The following is a 17,081-nucleotide window of genomic DNA, read 5'->3' as shown; positions in this document are numbered from 1 at the left end:
ATGCCGTTCTCCACGATCGTTCGTCAACACACCGCGGCGCTGCGGGCACTGCTGGTGCTCACCGTGCTGCTGGGCCTGGCCTACCCCGCGCTCATCTGGCTGGTCGCGCAACTTCCGGGGTTCCGCGACAACGCCAACGGTTCGATCATCGAGGTCGACGGAAAACCCGTGGGCAGCAGCTTGATCGGACAGCTCTACACCGACGCCGACGGCAACCCGCTGCCGCAGTACTTCCAGGGCAGGCCCTCGGCCGCCGGCGACGGTTACGATCCAATGGCCACGAGTGCCGGCAACCTCGGACCCGAGGACATCGTCGACACACCCGACCGGACGAGTCTGCTCACACAGGTCTGCGAACGCAGTAAGGCCATCGGCGAGATGGACGGCGTCGACGGCTCGCGTCCGTTCTGCACCGGCGCCGGTGTGGGAGCCGTGCTGTCGGTCATCGGTCCCCGCGGCGCGGACGGTAACGTCACCAACCCGACCAGGGTCGTCAGCGTCAACGAGCCGTGTGAGACGACGGACCGCCCGTTCCTCGACACCTACGCGGGCGTGCGCGTCGAATGTGCCGATCCCGGTGAGGATTACAGCCTCGGCCAAATCGTGCCCGTCCACGGGAGCGCCCCGGCCGGGCCGCAGGTGCCCGCCGATGCGGTCACCGCGAGCGGCAGCGGCCTCGATCCGCACATCTCACCGGCCTACGCCGACCTGCAGGTCGACCGGGTCGCGGCGGCGCGCGGGATCGACCCGGAGCAGGTCCGGGCGCTCGTCGCCGCCCACACCCAAGGCCGCACGCTCGGGTTCCTCGGCGAACCGAGGGTCAACGTCCTCGAGTTGAACCTGGCGCTCGACGGCAAGGGTGAGTGAGTCAGACCGCCCGAAACGCGGGGAGCTGCGCATCTACCTCGGCGCAGCTCCCGGCGTCGGGAAGACCTTCGCAATGCTCGGTGAGGCGCAGCGGCGGCTTGAACGCGGCACCGATGTGGTGGCCGGTGTCGTGGAAACCCACGGCCGCAAGCGCACTGCCGAACTGCTCGCGGGTATCGAGGTCATTCCCCCGCGCCACGTCGGCTACCGCGGTGGCCGTTTCCCCGAACTCGACGTCGACGCGGTGCTGGCCCGCCGCCCGCAGGTGGTGCTGGTCGACGAGCTCGCGCACACCAACACCCCGGGCAGCAGACACTCCAAACGCTGGCAGGACGTCGAAGAACTCCTCGCCGCGGGTATCACCGTCATCTCCACGGTGAACGTGCAGCACCTGGAGAGCCTCAACGACGTCGTTACCCGGATCACCGGCATCGAGCAGCAGGAGAAGGTGCCCGACGAGGTGGTTCGCGCCGCCGATCAGATCGAACTGGTCGACATCACCCCAGAGGCGCTGCGGCGCAGACTGTCTCACGGCAACGTCTATCCCGCCGAACGCATCGATGCCGCACTGAGCAACTACTTTCGCCGCGGGAACCTCACCGCGCTGCGTGAGCTCGCGCTGCTGTGGCTGGCCGACCAGGTCGACGCCGCACTGACCAAGTACCGGGCCGACAACCACATCACCGCCACCTGGGAAGCCCGTGAACGGGTGGTGGTCGCCGTCACCGGCGGGCCCGAGTCGGAGACTCTGGTGCGCCGCGCATCCCGCATCGCGTCGAAGTCCAGCGCCGAGTTGATGGTCGTCCATGTCGTGCGGGGCGACGGTCTGGCCGGAGTTTCTGCTCCGCAGATGGGCCGCGTGCGTGAGCTGGTCTCGAACCTCGGTGGCACGGTGCACACCGTCGTCGGCGACGACGTGCCCGCCGCGCTGCTCGAGTTCGCCCGCGACATCAACGCCACCCAATTGATCATCGGCACGTCGCGCCGATCCCGGTGGGCCCGCATCTTCGACGAAGGCATCGGCGCTGCGGTGGTGCAGCAGTCCGGCACGATCGACGTGCACATGGTGACCCACGAGGAGGCCCGGCGCGGCGCCGCCCGGGCGTCGGCGCCGCATCGCCACCGGCATATCGCGTCATGGGCGGCCGCGGTGCTGGTGCCGTCTGCGATCTGTGCGGTCGCCGTCGCGCTGCTCGACCCCGTTCTCGGCGTCGGCGGGGAGAGCGCGCTGTTCTTCGTCGGTGTCCTGGTCGTTGCCCTGCTCGGAGGTGTACTGCCGGCGGCGCTGTCCGCGGTGCTCTCGGGGATGCTGCTCAACTATTTCCTCGTCACCCCCAGGCACACCTTCACCATCGCCGATCCCGACAGCGCGATCACCATCGTGGTGTTGTTCGCGGTCGCGGTGGCCGTCGCCGCGCTGGTCGACAGCGCGGCCAACAGGGCCCGCGAGGCACGCCTGGCCTCCCGGGAAGCCGAACTGCTGGCGTTGTTCGCCGGCAGTATCCTGCGCGGCGCGGACTTGACCATGCTGCTGGAGCGTGTCCGGGAGACCTACGGCCAGCGGGCTGTCAGCCTGCTGAGGCGCGGCAGCGGGGTGGTGGCCTGGGTGGGGACCGATGCGTGTGTCGACGTGGACGCCGCAGGCACCGCCGTCGAAGTCGGTGACGACGAGTTCTGGTTACTGATGGCCGGTCGGCAATTGCCCGCCCGCGACCGCCGGGTGCTTTCGGCGGTGGCCCGGCAGGCCGCCGGACTGGTGCGTCAGCGCGAACTCGCCGAAGAGGCCGGGAAGGCCGAAGCCGTCACCCGCGCCGACGAATTGCGGCGCTCCCTGCTGTCGGCGGTCAGCCACGATCTGCGCACCCCGCTCGCCGCGGCGAAAGCCGCGGTGTCCAGCCTGCGCAGCGACGATGTGCACTTCTCCGCCGAGGACACCGGCGAACTGCTGGCCACCATCGAAGAGTCGATCGACCAGCTCACCGCCTTGGTGGGCAACCTGCTCGACTCGTCACGGCTCGCGGCCGGGGTGGTGCGCCCGGAGCGTCACCACGTCTACCTCGACGAGACCGTGCAGCGCGCGCTGCTGAGCATCAGCCGGGGTGCGACCGGCCTCAACCGATTGAGCGTCGACCGGATCAAGGTCGACGTCGGCGGGTGCATCGTCCTGGCCGACAGCGGCTTACTCGAACGGGTGCTGGCCAACCTGATCGACAACGCGCTGCGCTACGCCCCGAACGGACCCGTACGGATCACCGCGGGCACCGTGGGCGACCGAGTGCTGATCACCGTCGCAGACGAGGGGCCCGGCACCCCGCGCGGCGCCGACGAGCAGATGTTCGGCGCCTTCCAACGGCTCGGGGACCAGGACACCACCACTGGCATCGGACTCGGGCTGTCGGTCGCACGAGGTTTCGTCGAGGCGATGGGCGGCACCATCACGATCGGCGACACCGCCGGCGGTGGCCTCACTGTCGAGATCGACCTCGCCGCTCCCACGGAGGCCGCGCCGTGACGCGCGTACTGGTCATCGACGACGAGCCGCAGATTCTGCGGGCGTTGCGCATCAACCTGTCGGTGCGCGGCTACGACGTCACCACCGCCGCAACCGGCGCCGAGGCGCTGCGCTCGGCCGCCGACCACAGACCCGACGTCATCGTGCTCGACCTCGGGCTGCCCGATATGTCGGGCATCGAGGTCCTCGCCGGTCTGCGCGGCTGGCTGGCCGCACCCGTCATCGTGCTCTCGGCGCGCACCGACACCGCCGACAAGGTGGAAGCCCTCGACGCCGGCGCCGACGACTACGTCACCAAACCGTTCGGGATGGACGAGTTCCTCGCACGGATGCGCGCCGCTGCCCGCCGCGCGGCCGCAGCTGCCGATTCCCCCGAGCCGGTGATCGAAACAGCCTCTTTCACAGTCAATCTGGCGACCAAAACCGTTACCAGAAACGGTGCCGAGGTGCACCTGACGCCTACCGAGTGGGGCATGCTCGAGATCCTCGCGCGCAACAGCGGCAAGCTCGTCGGCCGAGAACACCTGCTGACCGAGATCTGGGGCCCCACCTACGCCAAGTCGACGCACTACCTGCGCGTGTACCTGGCCCAACTCCGTCGCAAGCTCGAAGACGACCCCGCTCATCCCATCCATCTGCTGACCGAAGCCGGTATGGGGTACCGCTTCCGCCCCTGAAGCGCCCTCGAACTGTCCTCCCGATCAGCGGTCACCGTCGCGGTGGGGGCGGCACAGTGCCGCCACACTCTGCCGTAGCGACACTTCGGGTGCCAGGCGAGAAGGAGACCTCATGCTGACCGACGATCGGCGAATGAAACTGTCCGATGTCCTGCGGCCGGCCGCGCCGCCGAGGGAGATCGACAGCGTGTACACCGACGACCAGCTCCAGCGACTATTGAATGTCGTTCGGGATCAAGGGCCTTGGAAGCTGATCATCGCCCAGCACTTCGCGTCGGCCGACGAGCTGATGGCCACCATGAGCGGCGCCTTTCCCGAGGGTTTCGAGCCGTCGCTCGACCTCTTCCTGACCCCCACCTTCCGCGGATATCTCGCGAACTATTCGACGGTGCTTTATCCCGAACTGCACGACTGCTTCTACAACGAGACGTTCCTGGACTACGCCAAGAGTTACTGGAACGCCGAGTACGCGAAGCCAGAAATCATGCTGTTCAACATCAACGGGCCGTGCGCCAACCGCGACCCGGGACACCTCGACTCGCCCAGCTTCCGGGGTGTGCGCCACGAGAACGCACCGACCTGGCTCACCAGCGTGATGGGCAAATCCGGTCTGTTCCAGGACTATTTGATCAAAATGGCGCAGGTCATCACCTGGTTCTCCCTGGACGAGGGCAGCGGGTTCACCTATTGGCCCGAAGGCCCACTCAAGGAGCCTCAGCGCCTGCTGCCGCCGGTGTACAACCGGGGCGTGGTGGTGCAGAACGAGATGTTGGTGCACCGCGGCGAAGCCAACGGCCCACTCGAGCAGCAGATGCCCGCCGGCCTCGCATTCGACACCGTGTTCACGGGTGATCCGGGCGACCGTGATCACTGGCTGCTGAAGAACGGCGACGAAGTCGTCGCCCGCCACCACACCGATGAGCTGCGATTCCTGGTGCACTGGTCGGCCGAGGTGTTCAGCGACTACGACGAGTTGAAGAAGAACATGGACCACTCCGACGACCTGACCATCGAGCGCGCGATCGACACACTGGTGAAAGACGTCAACGCGCAGGGTATTTCCCTCACCATGCCCGACAATCCGCTGCACGACCCACAGTTCATCGGCACGCTGAACGCGGCGTACGACCTCGGTGGTCCTGCGGTCTACCCGGAGGAAGCACCGCTGTCGGCCTTCCAGTTGGCCTGAGTTCCCGCGAAACTGAGCTTGTGCGCGAGATTTCGCCGAGAACTCGCACACGAGCTCACGTTCGGCCACGAAGTCAACGCACCACCACATCACTCGGCGTCCGCGGCGAGCCCAGCATGTCGCGATGCGACACGGGTTGCCTGCCGCCCTCGTCGGTGATCCCGTAGCGCACAGCCAGTTCCGCCGCGATCAGGGTGTGTCCGCTCAACTCCTCGCGCGCCGGGTCACGGTAGAGCGCGTCGATCACGCGGCCGGTGAACTCGGGCGTCTCGGCGTGCTGGGCCATCGCGGCCAGCCCCTCCGGATTGCCGTCGAACGCCCCGCGCAGCTTCTCGGTCAGCAGAATGCCCATCCAGACCGAGACGGTATGGACGGGTGTGCCGCGGAAGTCGACGGCCATATCGGCCGCCATCTTGTCGACACCGGCCTTCTGGGCTCCGTAGGCGGGGCCGTGCATGTAGCAGACCGACCCCGGTGACGAGGTGAACACGATCAACCCTCGCGGGCCGCGCAGCAGCAGGGGCGCCGCGTACCACGACGCCACATACGACGAGCGCAGCCCGACGTCGAGAACATCGCCCAGCTCGACGGGCTTGCGCCAGAACGGTTCTCGGTCGGCCAGGGCGTCGTGTACCGCGGCGGCGTTGTTGACCAGCAGATCGAGCCGGCTGCTCTCACGCTCTACCCGATCGAACAGTGCGGCCACCGCGGCGTCGTCACGGTGGTCTAACGGCACCGCGACCGAGCCGTCACCCATGTCCGCCACCGTGCGTCCGGTCGCGTACACCCGCCAGCCGGAGTCGAGGAGTGCTCGTGCGATCCCTCGGCCCGCGCCGCGGCTGGCCCCCGTCACCACGGCGACCGGCGCGTCGATGTGTTCGTCCACGACGCGAGACTACGGCGCCGCGTCGACCGTTTCGTCGACGATGGTCAAGCGGCCCGTGCGCACTGCCTCGGCGATCGACTCGGACAGTTCCGAGCAGGACAGGAACACTGTCTTGCGACCGTGAGAGGTGAGCGCCTCGTTATCCTGCCGTTGCGGGCAGCGTTGCGCTGCCGCGGCACTCCACTGCACGCTGGTCTGTTGCCAGCTGCTCTTGCGCGCCAGCACGTCTGCGCCGCAGGCGCGGCAGGTCACCGGCGCCATGGGGGTGTCGTCGAGCCGGTTGTCCGGCCGAACGCTCATCCCGCGCTCGTTGCCGATGCGCGCGCAGTCACGTTCGCATCGACGATCTTCATCCACTCCTCCCGCGGGCGGGTGGTGTCGATCTCGTACTCGAACCGGTCGACCATGTCGGGAGTGACGTCGGCGACGTCCACGTAGAACTGCTCGTACCAGCGCCGCAACTGGTACACCGGCCCGTCCTCCTCACAGAGCAGCGGATTGTCGATGCGGGCCTTGTTCCTCCAGATCTCGACATCCTGCTCGAAACCCATCTTGACGAAATCACCCAGGGAGACCGCGGTCTGCACCGCCAGGTCGTCAGGCAGAGCTTCGGATTTCTTGACGATGATCCCGTACTGCAGCACAAAGGAATTCGTGTCGATCGGGTAGTGGCTGTTGATCAGTACGGTGTGGTGATCGGCTTCTTCGTAGTGGTAGGTCAGGTCGTCGATCATGAACGAGGGGCCGTGGTACGAGGCGACGGAGGTGGTGCCCAGCATCCGCGGGCCCTCCGGAAGCTGCAGGTCCGCCCGGCCGGCACTGTTCATGTACTGGGTCGCGACGTGCCCTTCGAAGATGTTCTTGAAGTGCGTCGGCAAGGATCCGTGGATGTAGAAGAAGTGCGCCATGTCGACGACGTTGTCGATGACCTCACGGCAGTTGGTGTCGACCACCGTGGTGTACCAGTGCCAGTCCGTCCACTCGTCGCTGGTGGCACCCTCGATCCGCGGGATCGTCACGTCCTCCGGCGGCGGCTTGCGCTCGGGGTCGTTCCAGACGAACAGCATGCCGTCCTGCTCGAGCGTGGCCCACGTCGCCGTGCGCGCGAGGCGCGGCGCCCGCTTGCTGTAGGGGACCTGCTTGCAGCGGCCGTCGCCGCCCCAGCGCCAGTCGTGGAACGGGCAGGCGATCTCGTTGCCCTTGACCTCGCCCTGGCTCAGGTCACCGCCCATGTGGCGGCAGTAGCCGTCGAGCACGTTGATCTTCCCGTCGCCGCCGCGGAAGACGACGAGCTTCTGCCCGAACGCGTTGACCGTATGGGGCTTTCCGTCGCCGAAGTTCCGCGTCAGACCCAGGCAGTGCCATCCGCGGGCGAATCGGGTCGGCGCCGCATCGGCTTCGATCTGCCGGACTTCGTCGAGATCGGGAACCGTCATGTGACTGTTCTACCGCTGTTGACGGGGGCGCGAACACCGAATGTTCCGCTCATCAGGACAGGTCGAGCCGCTCCCCCGCGAGGCCGGCCGTGAGCAGTCTGTGCGCCTCCGGGTTGCCGTTGAGCAGACGAGTCGTACGCGCCACGATCCGCCACCTGCCCGCGACCCGCTGCAGGTGGAAGTGGTTGGCTGCCGCGCGCCACACCACGTACTCGGTCGGCCCCTCGTCCGCGGCCCGCAGCACCAGCGACTCACACACTGCGACCGCCTCATCCCCGTCGACACTGACGACTGCGGGTCCCAGGAAGTGGCAACACCCCCGGTCGACGAGCGCCCGGTGGCCTTCCGAGTCGACCATCGCCCGAATGTCCTCACGGCGGGTCATGCGCCAGCCCTCGACGTCGTAGCTGCCGTCCTCGGCCCACAGTTCGGCGGCGCCGGCGGAGTTCGCGGCGTCCACACACGGGCCGTAGCTCGCGATGAGCCGTTGGATGTCGCGCTCCTCTTCGAGTCGCTGCAACCTCGCCTCGAGCGCGGCGATCCTCGCTTCGGCGGGCTCGCCTCCCGCGGTCACGGCTGCGCTCCGATGAGCCGTTGGATCACCATGTGGACTCGAGCAGGATCTTCGCGGTCAGTCATAGGAGCAATCCAACACGGTGGGTCCCCCCTGCCGGGTGTTCCGCTGACCGAGAGGGTCCGTGCTGCTGTGACGGGTGACGCCCTAGCGTCACCCCGGTGACGGCTGCGCGTACGGCGACCATTCCCAGTGGACTGCCGGTCCTCGACACCACTGTCGACCTCCTGGTGGTGGGCTCCGGTACCGGGATGGGCGCGGCGCTCGCCGCCCACGCCCGTGGGCTGTCCGTACTGATCGTCGAGAAGTCGCAGTACGTGGGCGGGTCGACGGCGCGTTCCGGCGGTGCGCTGTGGCTGCCCGCCAGTGACGTGATCGCGGGCGACGGTGGCGGTGACACATCGCAGCGGGCCGCGACCTACCTCGACGCGGTGGTGGGCGGCACGGCGCCCGCTGCGCGTTCCGCCGCGTACCTCGAACACATCGATGCCACCGTCGACCTGTTGCGGCGCACCACACCGATGCGGCTGTTCTGGGCGAGGGAGTACTCCGACTACCACCCGGAGCGCCCGGGTGGTACGGCGGCGGGCCGCACGTGCGAGTGCCGACCGCTCGACACCGCGGTGCTCGGCGAGTATCTGCCGAAGCTGCGACCGGGGGTCATGGAAGTCAAGATTCCCATGCCCACGACCGGTGCCGACTACCGCTGGCTGAACCTGATGTCACGCGTTCCGCGCAAAGGGATCCCGTTGGTGGCGAAGCGACTCGGGCAGGGCGTCGGTGGTCTGCTGCTCGGCCGCCGGTACGCGGCAGGCGGTCAGGCGTTGGCGGCCGGCCTGTTCGCCGGGGTGCTGCGCGCCGGCATCCCGATCTGGACCGAAACCTCGCTGCAGCGTCTCGTCACCGGCGACGGTGCACGGGTCACCGGCGCGGTCGTCGACCACCTGGGTCAGGAGATCACCGTGACCGCGCGCCACGGCGTCGTACTCGCTGCCGGTGGCTTCGACCACCACATGGACATGCGCTGGAAGTTCCAGTCCGAGAAGCTGGGCGAACACGCGAGCCTCGGTGCGGAGACCAACACCGGTGACGCCATCCGAGTCGCCCAAGAACTCGGCGCGGCAATCGATCTCATGGACCAGTCGTGGTGGTTCCCGGCGGTGGCGGCGCTCCCCGATGCCGACCCGAAGGTGATGCTGGCCGAACGGTCGCTCCCGGGATCGCTCATCGTCGACCAGACGGGCAGCCGATTCGTCAACGAAGCGACCGACTACATGTCCTTCGGACAGCGCGTACTCGACCGGGAACGCGCCGGCAACCCGGTCGAGTCCATGTGGATCGTGTTCGACCAGCAGTACCGCAACAGCTACGTCTTCGCTGCCGAGCTGTTCCCGCGGATGGCGGTCCCGAAAGCGTGGTACGACGCCGGCATCGCACACCGCTCGAACAGCCTCGCCGAGCTCGGCCGGAAGATGGGCGTGCCGCAATCGCAGTTCGTGGCCGCGGCCGCGCGGTTCAACGAAATGGCCCGTGCCGGACAGGATTCGGACTTCGAGCGCGGCCGCAGCGCCTATGACCGGTACTACGGCGACCTCACTGTGACACCGAACCCGAATCTGCGGGCGCTCGACCGCGGACCGTTCTACGCGGTGAAGATGGTGCTCAGCGACCTGGGTACCTGCGGTGGTCTGCGCGCCGACGAGCGCGCCCGCGTCATGCGGGAGGACGGCACCCCGATCGACGGTCTGTACGCGATCGGGAACACGGCCGCCAACGCATTCGGCACAACCTATCCTGGCGCCGGGGCGACGATCGCCCAAGGCCTGGTGTACGGCTACATCGCCGCACAGGACGCCGCGCGGCGTCAGCCCTGACGACGCCTTCTTCGTCACCGGCACCGAGCTGCGGGTCGACCGCGGCCCCACATGTGAGACCTACAACCGCACGAGCCGGAACGGGTAGGTGAACGTCCCACCCGGGGCGCCGTCACACCCGGTGGCGAAAGACGAGGCCAGCGTTCCCGACCGCGTGGCGGCATCCCAGGTGTAGACGTCGCGGGTGGGGATGACGGGGCCGTAATACACGTTGCCGCACCGCAATCCGTCAGGAACGTCAACAGTCATGGTGTAGCGGCCGTCGGTCAGGTGCGCATCCGCCCGGAACGGGAACGCCTTCGCGACCGGCTGCGCGATCGCCCGCACATGAAGACACTCGCCGGGGCACCGGGACACCGCCCACAACCACGTGTGGAAGTCGTATCTACCCTGGATCTGCATCTCGAAGTTCCCGTACGGCGTCTCGGCCTGTGCCGTCGGGGGCGACAACACCGCGGTCAGCGCCAACGCCATGCCCAGCAGCACGCTCTTCACGCGTGACTCACCGCGACCGGGATCTGTCGCGCGACGGTGAACGGGCTCTGCGCCGGCGGTCCGTAGCGCTGGTCGGGGTCCAGCACGCAGTGCGTCTTACCGAAGACCGTCACCATGCACTTGTTGTTGTGGTTGCACAGGCTGCGTTTCGACGGCTGCTCGCGAATCTGGTTGACCAGATCCGGTTCTCGCAGCAATGCGCGCCCCAGGGCCACGAACCCGAAGCCCGCGCGCATCGCATCCCGCATGTGTTCGCCGGTGGTGATGCCGCCGAGCAGGATCAGCGGTGTGTGCTCGGCGACCGGGACGAACTGACGCGCGGAGTCGAGCATGTACAGGTCGCGATAGGGGAAGGTTCCGAGCACCCGCTTGCCCACCATCCGCACCCCGAGGTTCATCGGCGGCGGCATCACGGCCGCGAACTCGTCGACCGGGGTGTCACCGCGGAACAGGTACATCGGTGTGAACACCGACGAACCCTGGGTGAGTTCGATCGCGTCGAGGTTGCGGTCGGCGTCGAGCAACTGGACCACACGCAGCGATTCGCTCAGCGCGATCCCGCCCCGCTTCCCGTCCTCCATGCTGAGTTTCGCGATGACCGCGATGCGGCTCCCGACGACTTCGCGGACGCGTTGGGCGATCAGGCGGGCGAACCGGGCGCGGTTCTCGATGCTGCCGCCGTACTCGTCCCTGCGCCGGTTCATCAGCGGGCTCAGGAACGAACTCGGCAGATAGAGATGCCCGAGGTGAAGTTCGACCGCGTCGAACCCGGCATCGACGGCCACCTGTGCCGCCACGCCGAATTGGTCGACCACGGTGAGGATCTCGTCGCGGCTGATCGGGCGGCAGTAGTCGAACGACTGGGGGTTGACGAACCGGCTCGGCGCCTTCGGGGTGACCTTGTTGACCTTGCGGGTCGCGACGACACCGCCGTGGCCGAGCTGCGCCGAGACCGCCGCTCCGGCGTCATGGACGACGTCGGCGAGCTTGCGCAGACCCGGGACGGCGCGTGCGCTCATCAGGATCTGGCCGGGCGCACTGGCGGCGTCCTGGGCCACGGTGCAGTACGCGACGGTGGTCATGCCGACGCCGCCGTCGGCGAAGCGCTTGTGGAAGGCGATCAGATCGTCGGTGACCAGGCCGTCCGGTGACCTGCCCTCCGACGTCGCCGCCTTGATGATGCGGTTTCGCAGCCTGACGGGACCGAGCATCGCCGGCTGCAGCGGGTCGACATCCTCTCCGGCCGTCGTCGATTCAGGTCCCATGCGTCGGTTCTAACAGCGGGGCGCGCGAGCAGCGGACTGTCCGTCCGCTCACCGGAACAGCGGGCTATTCGCCTTCTTCTGCCTGCACCTTGCGCTCGATCTCGTACCAGTACTCGCGGGACAGCGGCGGCGTGCGCTGTCCGGTCTCCGCGGACGCCTTCGTGAAGGACTCCTCGGCCTCGTCGAGATCCTTGATCAGTTCGAGCGCGAGCTCGCGCTCGGCGGCGTAGTACCGTTCCGCCCATTTCAGGGCGACGCGGCCGTACGCCCAGGCCGGCTCGACCTCCGCCCAGCGCGCATCGAGTGCCGCCTCGCGCTGCATCCGGTCGGCGTAGGCGACGTGGTCCTGCATGATCTCCTTGAGCCGACCCGGGTTCGTCAGATGCCCGAACGTCACTCTCAGCAGTGGGTTGTGTTTGAGCTGAGGCGGATCCACCGGTCCCGCGTCAGCCCAGTCGCTCAACGCGTCCAGTCCCGCCTTGGTGACCTTGTAGAGTCGTTTGCTGCGGGCGCCACCGTCGGTCTCGACCCTCGACGTCACCAGGCCGATGTTCTCGAGCTTCTTCAGCTCGGTGTAGATCTGGCTGTAGGCGGGGCTGCCGTAGAAGAACCGCAGGCTCCACTCGGTCCATTTCTTGATGTCGTAACCGGTCAGTTCATCCTGGTACGACAGAACACCGAGCAGGGCCCAACCTGTCGCGGTCACGTTCGGGCCGTCGGCGGATTTCACCCATCCAGGGTAGCAACGCGCCGTGACCAGCGCATTCGCGCGATCCACTGATCGGGACCCACACTTGCCGAACGTTGCCGCCACCGGCAGGGTGAGCGTCATGTCAGCATTCCACATGCCTGGGTTCGATGACGAGGTCGATGTCATCGTCGTCGGGTCCGGCGGCGGCGTCGCGGGCGCCTACACCGCGGCCCGCGAGGGCCTGTCCGTGGCACTGGTGGAGGCGACCGACCGCTTCGGCGGAACCACCGCGTACTCCGGAGGCGGCGGGATGTGGTTCCCGTGCAACCCGGTGGCGCAGCGGGCAGACGTCGACGACAAACCGGCCGACGCGCTCGCGTACTTCCATCAGGTGGTGGGTGATCGGACGCCCTACGAATTGCAGCGGACCTACATCATGGGCGGCCCCCGCCTCATCGAGTACCTCGAACGAGACGAGCACTTCCAGTTCGCCGAACTCCCCTGGCCCGACTACTACGGAGCGGTCGAACACGCTCGCGCCGATGGCCGCCGCCACCTCGTGCCGGTGCCGCTACCCGCCTCCGACGTCGGAGAGGTGGCCGCGCAGATTCGCGGGCCTCTCGACACCGAGCGCCTCGGGCATCCCACCCCCGCGCTGCTGACCGGAGGACGGGCACTGATCGGGCGTTTCCTCGCCGCACTCGCTGAATTCCCCCATGCCCGAACTCATCTGGATGCACCGCTGGTCGACCTCATCGACGTCAACGGCGCGGTCGTCGGCGCGGTGATCAACCTCGAAGGGGAACAGGTCAGAGTCCGCGCGCGCCGGGGTGTTCTCCTCGCGGCGGGCGGATTCGAGCACAATCCCCACATGCGTGAGACCTGGGGTGTCCCGGGGCGATCCGAGGACAGCATGGGATGCCCCGGCAACACCGGTGCTCCCCATCAGGCGGCGATCCGGCTCGGCGCCGGCACCGACCTGATGGACCAGGCCTGGTGGTCGCCCGGGCTCACCCACCCGGACGGTCGTTCGGCGTTCGCGCTCTGGTTCACCGGCGGCATCTTCGTCAATCAGCGCGGCGAGCGATTCGTCAACGAATCGGCCCCGTACGACCGGCTGGGCCGTGCCGTTCTCGACGAGATCGATTCGCGGGGAATGACGTTGCCGTTCTGGATGATCTACGACGACCGCGACGGACAAGTGCCGCCGGTGAAGGCCACCAACGTCTCGATGGTCGAGGCCGAGCGGTATCAGGACGCCGGCCTGTGGCGCACCGCGGACACGCTGGAGGCACTGGCGGATCTGATCGGTGTGCCGGCCGACGCGTTGACCGCCACCGTCGCCCGATTCAACGCGATGGTCGCCGACGGGCGCGACACCGACTTCGGCCGCGGTGGCGAACCGTATGACCGCGCGTTCTCGGGCGGCAGGTCACCGATGGTGCCGATCGACCGGGCGCCGTTCCACGCCGCGGCATTCGGGGTGTCGGACCTGGGCACCAAGGGCGGATTGTGTACCGACGCCAGCGCACGTGTGCTCGATACCGAGGGCCGGCCGATCCCCGGTCTCTACGCCGCGGGTAACACCATGGCCGCCGTCAGCGGCACGACATACCCCGGTGGCGGCAACCCGATCGGCGCCTCCCTGCTCTTCAGCCATCTCGCCGCGATGGACATGGCGTGCGCGGAGCCGCGGTGAACGACCCGCACGAACCGTTGACACAGTCGGTTCGGTCGTTGATCGACGCCGTCATCCGCACCGAAGTCGACTCCGACAGGATCGCCGCCGCGCACGCCCACGTCGCAGCGGCCCTCGAGATACTCGGTGAACACCTGATGCCGGGGTCGTTCGGCGTACGTGTCACACCCGACGGAGGCAGCGCGCCCTGCGGCAACGTCCTCATCGGGCAGCGGAACGCGATCGCTCCGCCGCTGACCGTGGACCGCGACGATGCCGGCCTGGTCAGCACCGATGTCACCCTCGGCGCGGCGTACGAGGGGCCCGCCGGCCACGTCCACGGCGGCGTGTGTTCACTGATCCTCGACCACCTGCTCGGCGCCACCGCGCACCGGCCGGACCGCCCGGCGTTCACCGGCACCCTGCAGTTACGGTACGTGCGTCCCACACCGCTGGGCCGACTGCGCGCCGAGGCCTGGGTGGAGCACGAGGACGGACGCAAGACCTATGCCCGCGGCCGCATCCTGTGCGCCGGCCTGACCACGGTGGAGGCCCAGGGCATCTTCATCCGGCCCAGGAAGAACCGACCAGCCGGCTAGATCGGGTCGAACGCCGAGATCAACCACCGGCCATCGACTTTCATGAGGCTGACCATGACGCTGCTCGCGGTCTGCGACGCGTCCGGCCGCTCCCGGCTCGTCGTCGTCTGGTTCACGAAGACCAGTACTTTCGCCGTGTCCGGGTGGATCTCGGCATCTGCGGCACGGACGACCGACGCCTCGGTACTCACCGCTCTTTCCTTCGCCGCCGGTAGCAGGATCTCGTCGCTGAACGTGCCGTAGTAGTTGAGGAATTCGCCTGTCAGATGAGTTTTCGCGGCCGCCAGATCGGTGTCGGCGCTGCCGGGTTTGTAGGACAGCAGGGCGACGGTACCCTCCGACGCCGCCCGGACCGCCGCCGAGGTGGCGGCTTCGTCGGTCTGCACATCGGTCCGGTACTGGGTGAGATAGAGGACGCCGGCCAGCCCGACGGACGCCGCGGCCACCAGGACGGTCAGGATCAGCCGCCAGCGTGCCGGGACCCGCCGCTTGGGGGCCGCCGCGGCGGAGTCCGTGCTCACCTCATCGAGGGTTGCGCTGTCGCCGCTCACGGGACGAACTCCATCTTCGACATCTTGAGTTTTCCTGCATCCCTGACGATGTCGACGCTCAGCCGCCACGACCGGGGTTGTTTGTCGGCGCCGGCGGCGTTGGTGACCGTCGACGTCGTGGTGACGAGGACGGTCGCCGAGTCGTTCGTCATGGATTCGACGGCGGCGGCCTTGACCTTGACGTCGGTGACGACCTTGCCGTCCTGCGCGAGCTTGACGAAATCCTCTGAGGCCGTCTTGAACTCTTCGTGGAACTGTCCCGTCGAATTGTCGAGAATCTGCTTGACGCTCTCCTCGGCTTTGGCAGCGTCTATCGACATGAGTGTGAACGCGATCTGCCGCGCTGCGGCCGCGAATTCGGCCGACTGCTGGTGTTCGCGGGTCGCGTCCCGGTGGTGCCATGTCACATATCCGCTCGCCGCCAGCGACGCGGCGGTGACGAACACGGCGAGGATCGCGACGACGGTGCTCCAGCCTGGACGGCTGAAGCGGCGGCGTTTCGGCTCTGGCGGTGGCTCGTCCCCCGAATCGTCGGTGACGGTCTCGGGGGTGACAGTCCCGGGGGACAAGGTTCCGGGGGTCAAGGTTCCGGGGGTCAAGGCCTCGGCGCGTTCCCGTAGGCGCGCCGCACGTGCACGGGCGCGGGCCGCGACCGCCAGCGCCTCGGCGGCTTCGGCGTCCGCCTCTTCGGCGAGCGCGCGGGCTTCGAGCGAGTCGGAGTCCCGCTCGACATCGCCGGGGGTGCCCGGCGCGTCGTCGCGCGGCAGCACAGAGTTCTTGCCGTGAGGCACCACGGCCTCCTTCCGATTCACTACGTCAGCGGCACGCTAGTCACCCGGTTGCGGAGCCCTCATCCGCCGTCCCGCTGACCGGTCACCAGGTCCGCAGGGAACACAGGGCCCCCTTCGGGCCCTCGTGAGAGGCGACCACGACACCGTCGACGGCGAGTTCGCACCGGAAGTTCGGCCGGTCGGGACCGACGCCGCTGGTGGCGGTGACCATCGCCCAGCGGTTCGGATCGACGAGCGTGGCCTCGAAGACCCACGGCCGGACCGGGTCGAGGACGACCTCCGCCTTCGGACTGAACTGGTACGGATTGTGGCTGTAGTCGGCCCAGTTGGGCGGATCGACGGCGCGGTAGTAGATGTCGGCCCGGGTCGGCTGGTCCGCGGTCACGGTGTAGCGGACGTGATGCGGCACCGGGCCTTGGGCAGGTGCCTGCGGGGCCATCCCGAGGATCAGACCGGCCAGCGCTGCCAGCACACCGAAACGGGTCATGCGTTGTCTCCGCGCACCCAGAGGCTCTCACCGCTGGAGGCCACGCAACTGAGGAAGAGCCCGTCGGGTGCTTGAGCCACCGAACTCTCGAAGCCCGTGCAGTTGGTGTTCTCCACCCGGATGCCTTCCATGGGCGGTGACCGGAAGTACCGCGGCGCGTACCGGCGCGGCGAGCCGCAGAAGACGAGTCTCCCCCAGTCCGTGGTGCCGAACACATAGTGGGTGGTGTTGCCGCACGAAGCGCCGAGCGTGACGTTGCCGGCGATACCCGGAACGCACGCGGGCTCCTCGCATCCGAGCGGGTCCGCACCGGCCGGGGCAGAGACGAATACGGCCGCGGTGACCACGAGGAAAGCGGCGAAGACGGTCGTGCGCACGGCCTCACTGTGACACCCTCGGCCTCGTGGGACCCTGCAATATCCCTGTGGGCGGACAGTTTTGCGTCCCGCTCAGCGGCCGACGCGCCGCCCGGGCCGGGAGCGCCGCTGTTAGCGTCGCCCATCGACGAG

Annotated in this window: 18 protein-coding genes; 7 read left to right on the top strand and 11 right to left on the bottom strand. The window is 68.1% G+C overall.

The genetic code is table 11. From position 1 onward, the window contains the following. From I7X18_RS01860 to I7X18_RS01845, 4 genes are all read left to right on the top strand, one after another. Positions 1–867: a potassium-transporting ATPase subunit C gene (locus I7X18_RS01860; RefSeq protein ID WP_193044826.1), complete on the top strand. Its 867-nt coding sequence runs from the start codon at positions 1–3 to the stop codon at positions 865–867. After that, on the top strand, positions 860–3,379 hold the full coding sequence (locus I7X18_RS01855; protein ID WP_193044827.1) for a DUF4118 domain-containing protein: 2,520 nt from the start codon (positions 860–862) through the stop codon (positions 3,377–3,379). The genes I7X18_RS01860 and I7X18_RS01855 overlap by 8 nt, the downstream gene beginning before the upstream one ends. After that, positions 3,376–4,056: a response regulator gene (locus I7X18_RS01850; protein ID WP_193044828.1), complete on the top strand. Its 681-nt coding sequence runs from the start codon at positions 3,376–3,378 to the stop codon at positions 4,054–4,056. Before I7X18_RS01855 ends, I7X18_RS01850 begins: the two co-directional genes overlap by 4 nt. 112 nt (positions 4,057–4,168) lie before the next feature. After that, positions 4,169–5,245, top strand: a complete 1,077-nt coding sequence (locus tag I7X18_RS01845) for a hypothetical protein (protein ID WP_193044829.1) — start codon at positions 4,169–4,171, stop codon at positions 5,243–5,245. Positions 5,246–5,318: 73 nt separating this feature from the next. Here I7X18_RS01845 and I7X18_RS01840 read toward each other — a convergent pair whose 3' ends face one another. Genes I7X18_RS01840 through I7X18_RS01825 form a run of 4 tightly spaced genes read right to left on the bottom strand, consistent with a single transcriptional unit; the run spans position 5,319 to position 8,141 of the window. After that, positions 5,319–6,131, bottom strand: a complete 813-nt coding sequence (locus tag I7X18_RS01840) for an SDR family NAD(P)-dependent oxidoreductase (protein ID WP_193044830.1) — start codon at positions 6,129–6,131, stop codon at positions 5,319–5,321. Positions 6,132–6,140: 9 nt separating this feature from the next. Further along, on the bottom strand, positions 6,141–6,431 hold the full coding sequence (locus I7X18_RS01835) for a ferredoxin (RefSeq protein ID WP_193044831.1): 291 nt from the start codon (positions 6,429–6,431) through the stop codon (positions 6,141–6,143). Beyond that, positions 6,428–7,567 carry a 3-ketosteroid-9-alpha-monooxygenase, oxygenase component gene (locus I7X18_RS01830; protein WP_193044832.1) on the bottom strand — a complete coding sequence of 380 codons (1,140 nt, stop codon included), beginning with the start codon at positions 7,565–7,567 and terminating at the stop codon, positions 6,428–6,430. Before I7X18_RS01830 ends, I7X18_RS01835 begins: the two co-directional genes overlap by 4 nt. 52 nt (positions 7,568–7,619) lie before the next feature. Continuing rightward, the gene (locus tag I7X18_RS01825; RefSeq protein ID WP_232375388.1) at positions 7,620–8,141 is read right to left on the bottom strand and encodes a nuclear transport factor 2 family protein; all 522 of its coding nucleotides are present in this window, start codon (positions 8,139–8,141) and stop codon (positions 7,620–7,622) included. Positions 8,142–8,302: 161 nt separating this feature from the next. On the opposite strand from I7X18_RS01825, the gene I7X18_RS01820 reads away from it, so the two are divergent. Continuing rightward, positions 8,303–10,015 carry a 3-ketosteroid-delta-1-dehydrogenase gene (locus tag I7X18_RS01820; RefSeq protein ID WP_193044833.1) on the top strand — a complete coding sequence of 571 codons (1,713 nt, stop codon included), beginning with the start codon at positions 8,303–8,305 and terminating at the stop codon, positions 10,013–10,015. A 60-nt stretch (positions 10,016–10,075) separates the two neighbouring features. Here I7X18_RS01820 and I7X18_RS01815 read toward each other — a convergent pair whose 3' ends face one another. From I7X18_RS01815 to I7X18_RS01805, 3 genes are all read right to left on the bottom strand, one after another. Further along, positions 10,076–10,489 (bottom strand): hypothetical protein, encoded by a 414-nt coding sequence (locus I7X18_RS01815; RefSeq protein WP_226863232.1) that lies wholly within the window; start codon positions 10,487–10,489, stop codon positions 10,076–10,078. Positions 10,490–10,506: 17 nt separating this feature from the next. Beyond that, positions 10,507–11,775, bottom strand: a complete 1,269-nt coding sequence (locus I7X18_RS01810) for an NADH:flavin oxidoreductase (protein WP_193044834.1) — start codon at positions 11,773–11,775, stop codon at positions 10,507–10,509. 64 nt (positions 11,776–11,839) lie between these two features. Beyond that, positions 11,840–12,505, bottom strand: a complete 666-nt coding sequence (locus I7X18_RS01805; protein WP_232375387.1) for a PadR family transcriptional regulator — start codon at positions 12,503–12,505, stop codon at positions 11,840–11,842. Between the two features lie 115 nt (positions 12,506–12,620). Here I7X18_RS01805 and I7X18_RS01800 point away from each other — a divergent pair, with 115 nt between their 5' ends. After that, a complete protein-coding gene (locus I7X18_RS01800; protein ID WP_193044836.1) occupies positions 12,621–14,165 on the top strand; it encodes an FAD-binding protein in 1,545 nt (514 codons plus the stop codon). After that, positions 14,162–14,743 (top strand): PaaI family thioesterase, encoded by a 582-nt coding sequence (locus I7X18_RS01795; protein ID WP_193044837.1) that lies wholly within the window; start codon positions 14,162–14,164, stop codon positions 14,741–14,743. The genes I7X18_RS01800 and I7X18_RS01795 overlap by 4 nt, the downstream gene beginning before the upstream one ends. Here the strand turns inward: I7X18_RS01795 and I7X18_RS01790 are convergent. The 4 genes from I7X18_RS01790 to I7X18_RS01775 all read right to left on the bottom strand — a co-directional run bounded on the left by I7X18_RS01790 (position 14,740) and on the right by I7X18_RS01775 (position 16,949). After that, a complete protein-coding gene (locus tag I7X18_RS01790; RefSeq protein WP_232375386.1) occupies positions 14,740–15,294 on the bottom strand; it encodes a twin-arginine translocation pathway signal in 555 nt (184 codons plus the stop codon). The genes I7X18_RS01795 and I7X18_RS01790 overlap by 4 nt on opposite strands. Then, complete coding sequence (locus tag I7X18_RS01785; protein ID WP_404822758.1) at positions 15,291–15,863, bottom strand: Rv1363c family protein; 573 nt, start codon at positions 15,861–15,863, stop codon at positions 15,291–15,293. The genes I7X18_RS01790 and I7X18_RS01785 overlap by 4 nt, the downstream gene beginning before the upstream one ends. 304 nt (positions 15,864–16,167) lie before the next feature. Beyond that, complete coding sequence (locus I7X18_RS01780) at positions 16,168–16,572, bottom strand: Rv2576c family protein (RefSeq protein WP_193044838.1); 405 nt, start codon at positions 16,570–16,572, stop codon at positions 16,168–16,170. Then, complete coding sequence (locus I7X18_RS01775) at positions 16,569–16,949, bottom strand: hypothetical protein (RefSeq protein WP_193044839.1); 381 nt, start codon at positions 16,947–16,949, stop codon at positions 16,569–16,571. The genes I7X18_RS01780 and I7X18_RS01775 overlap by 4 nt, the downstream gene beginning before the upstream one ends. Positions 16,950–17,081: the final 132 nt, after the last annotated feature.

The organism is Mycolicibacterium baixiangningiae (assembly GCF_016313185.1).
In the GTDB taxonomy this organism is placed as follows: Bacteria; Actinomycetota; Actinomycetes; order Mycobacteriales; family Mycobacteriaceae; genus Mycobacterium; species Mycobacterium baixiangningiae.
Note: the sequence above shows the minus strand (reverse complement) of the source record. Positions and strands in the feature narration are given on the sequence as shown.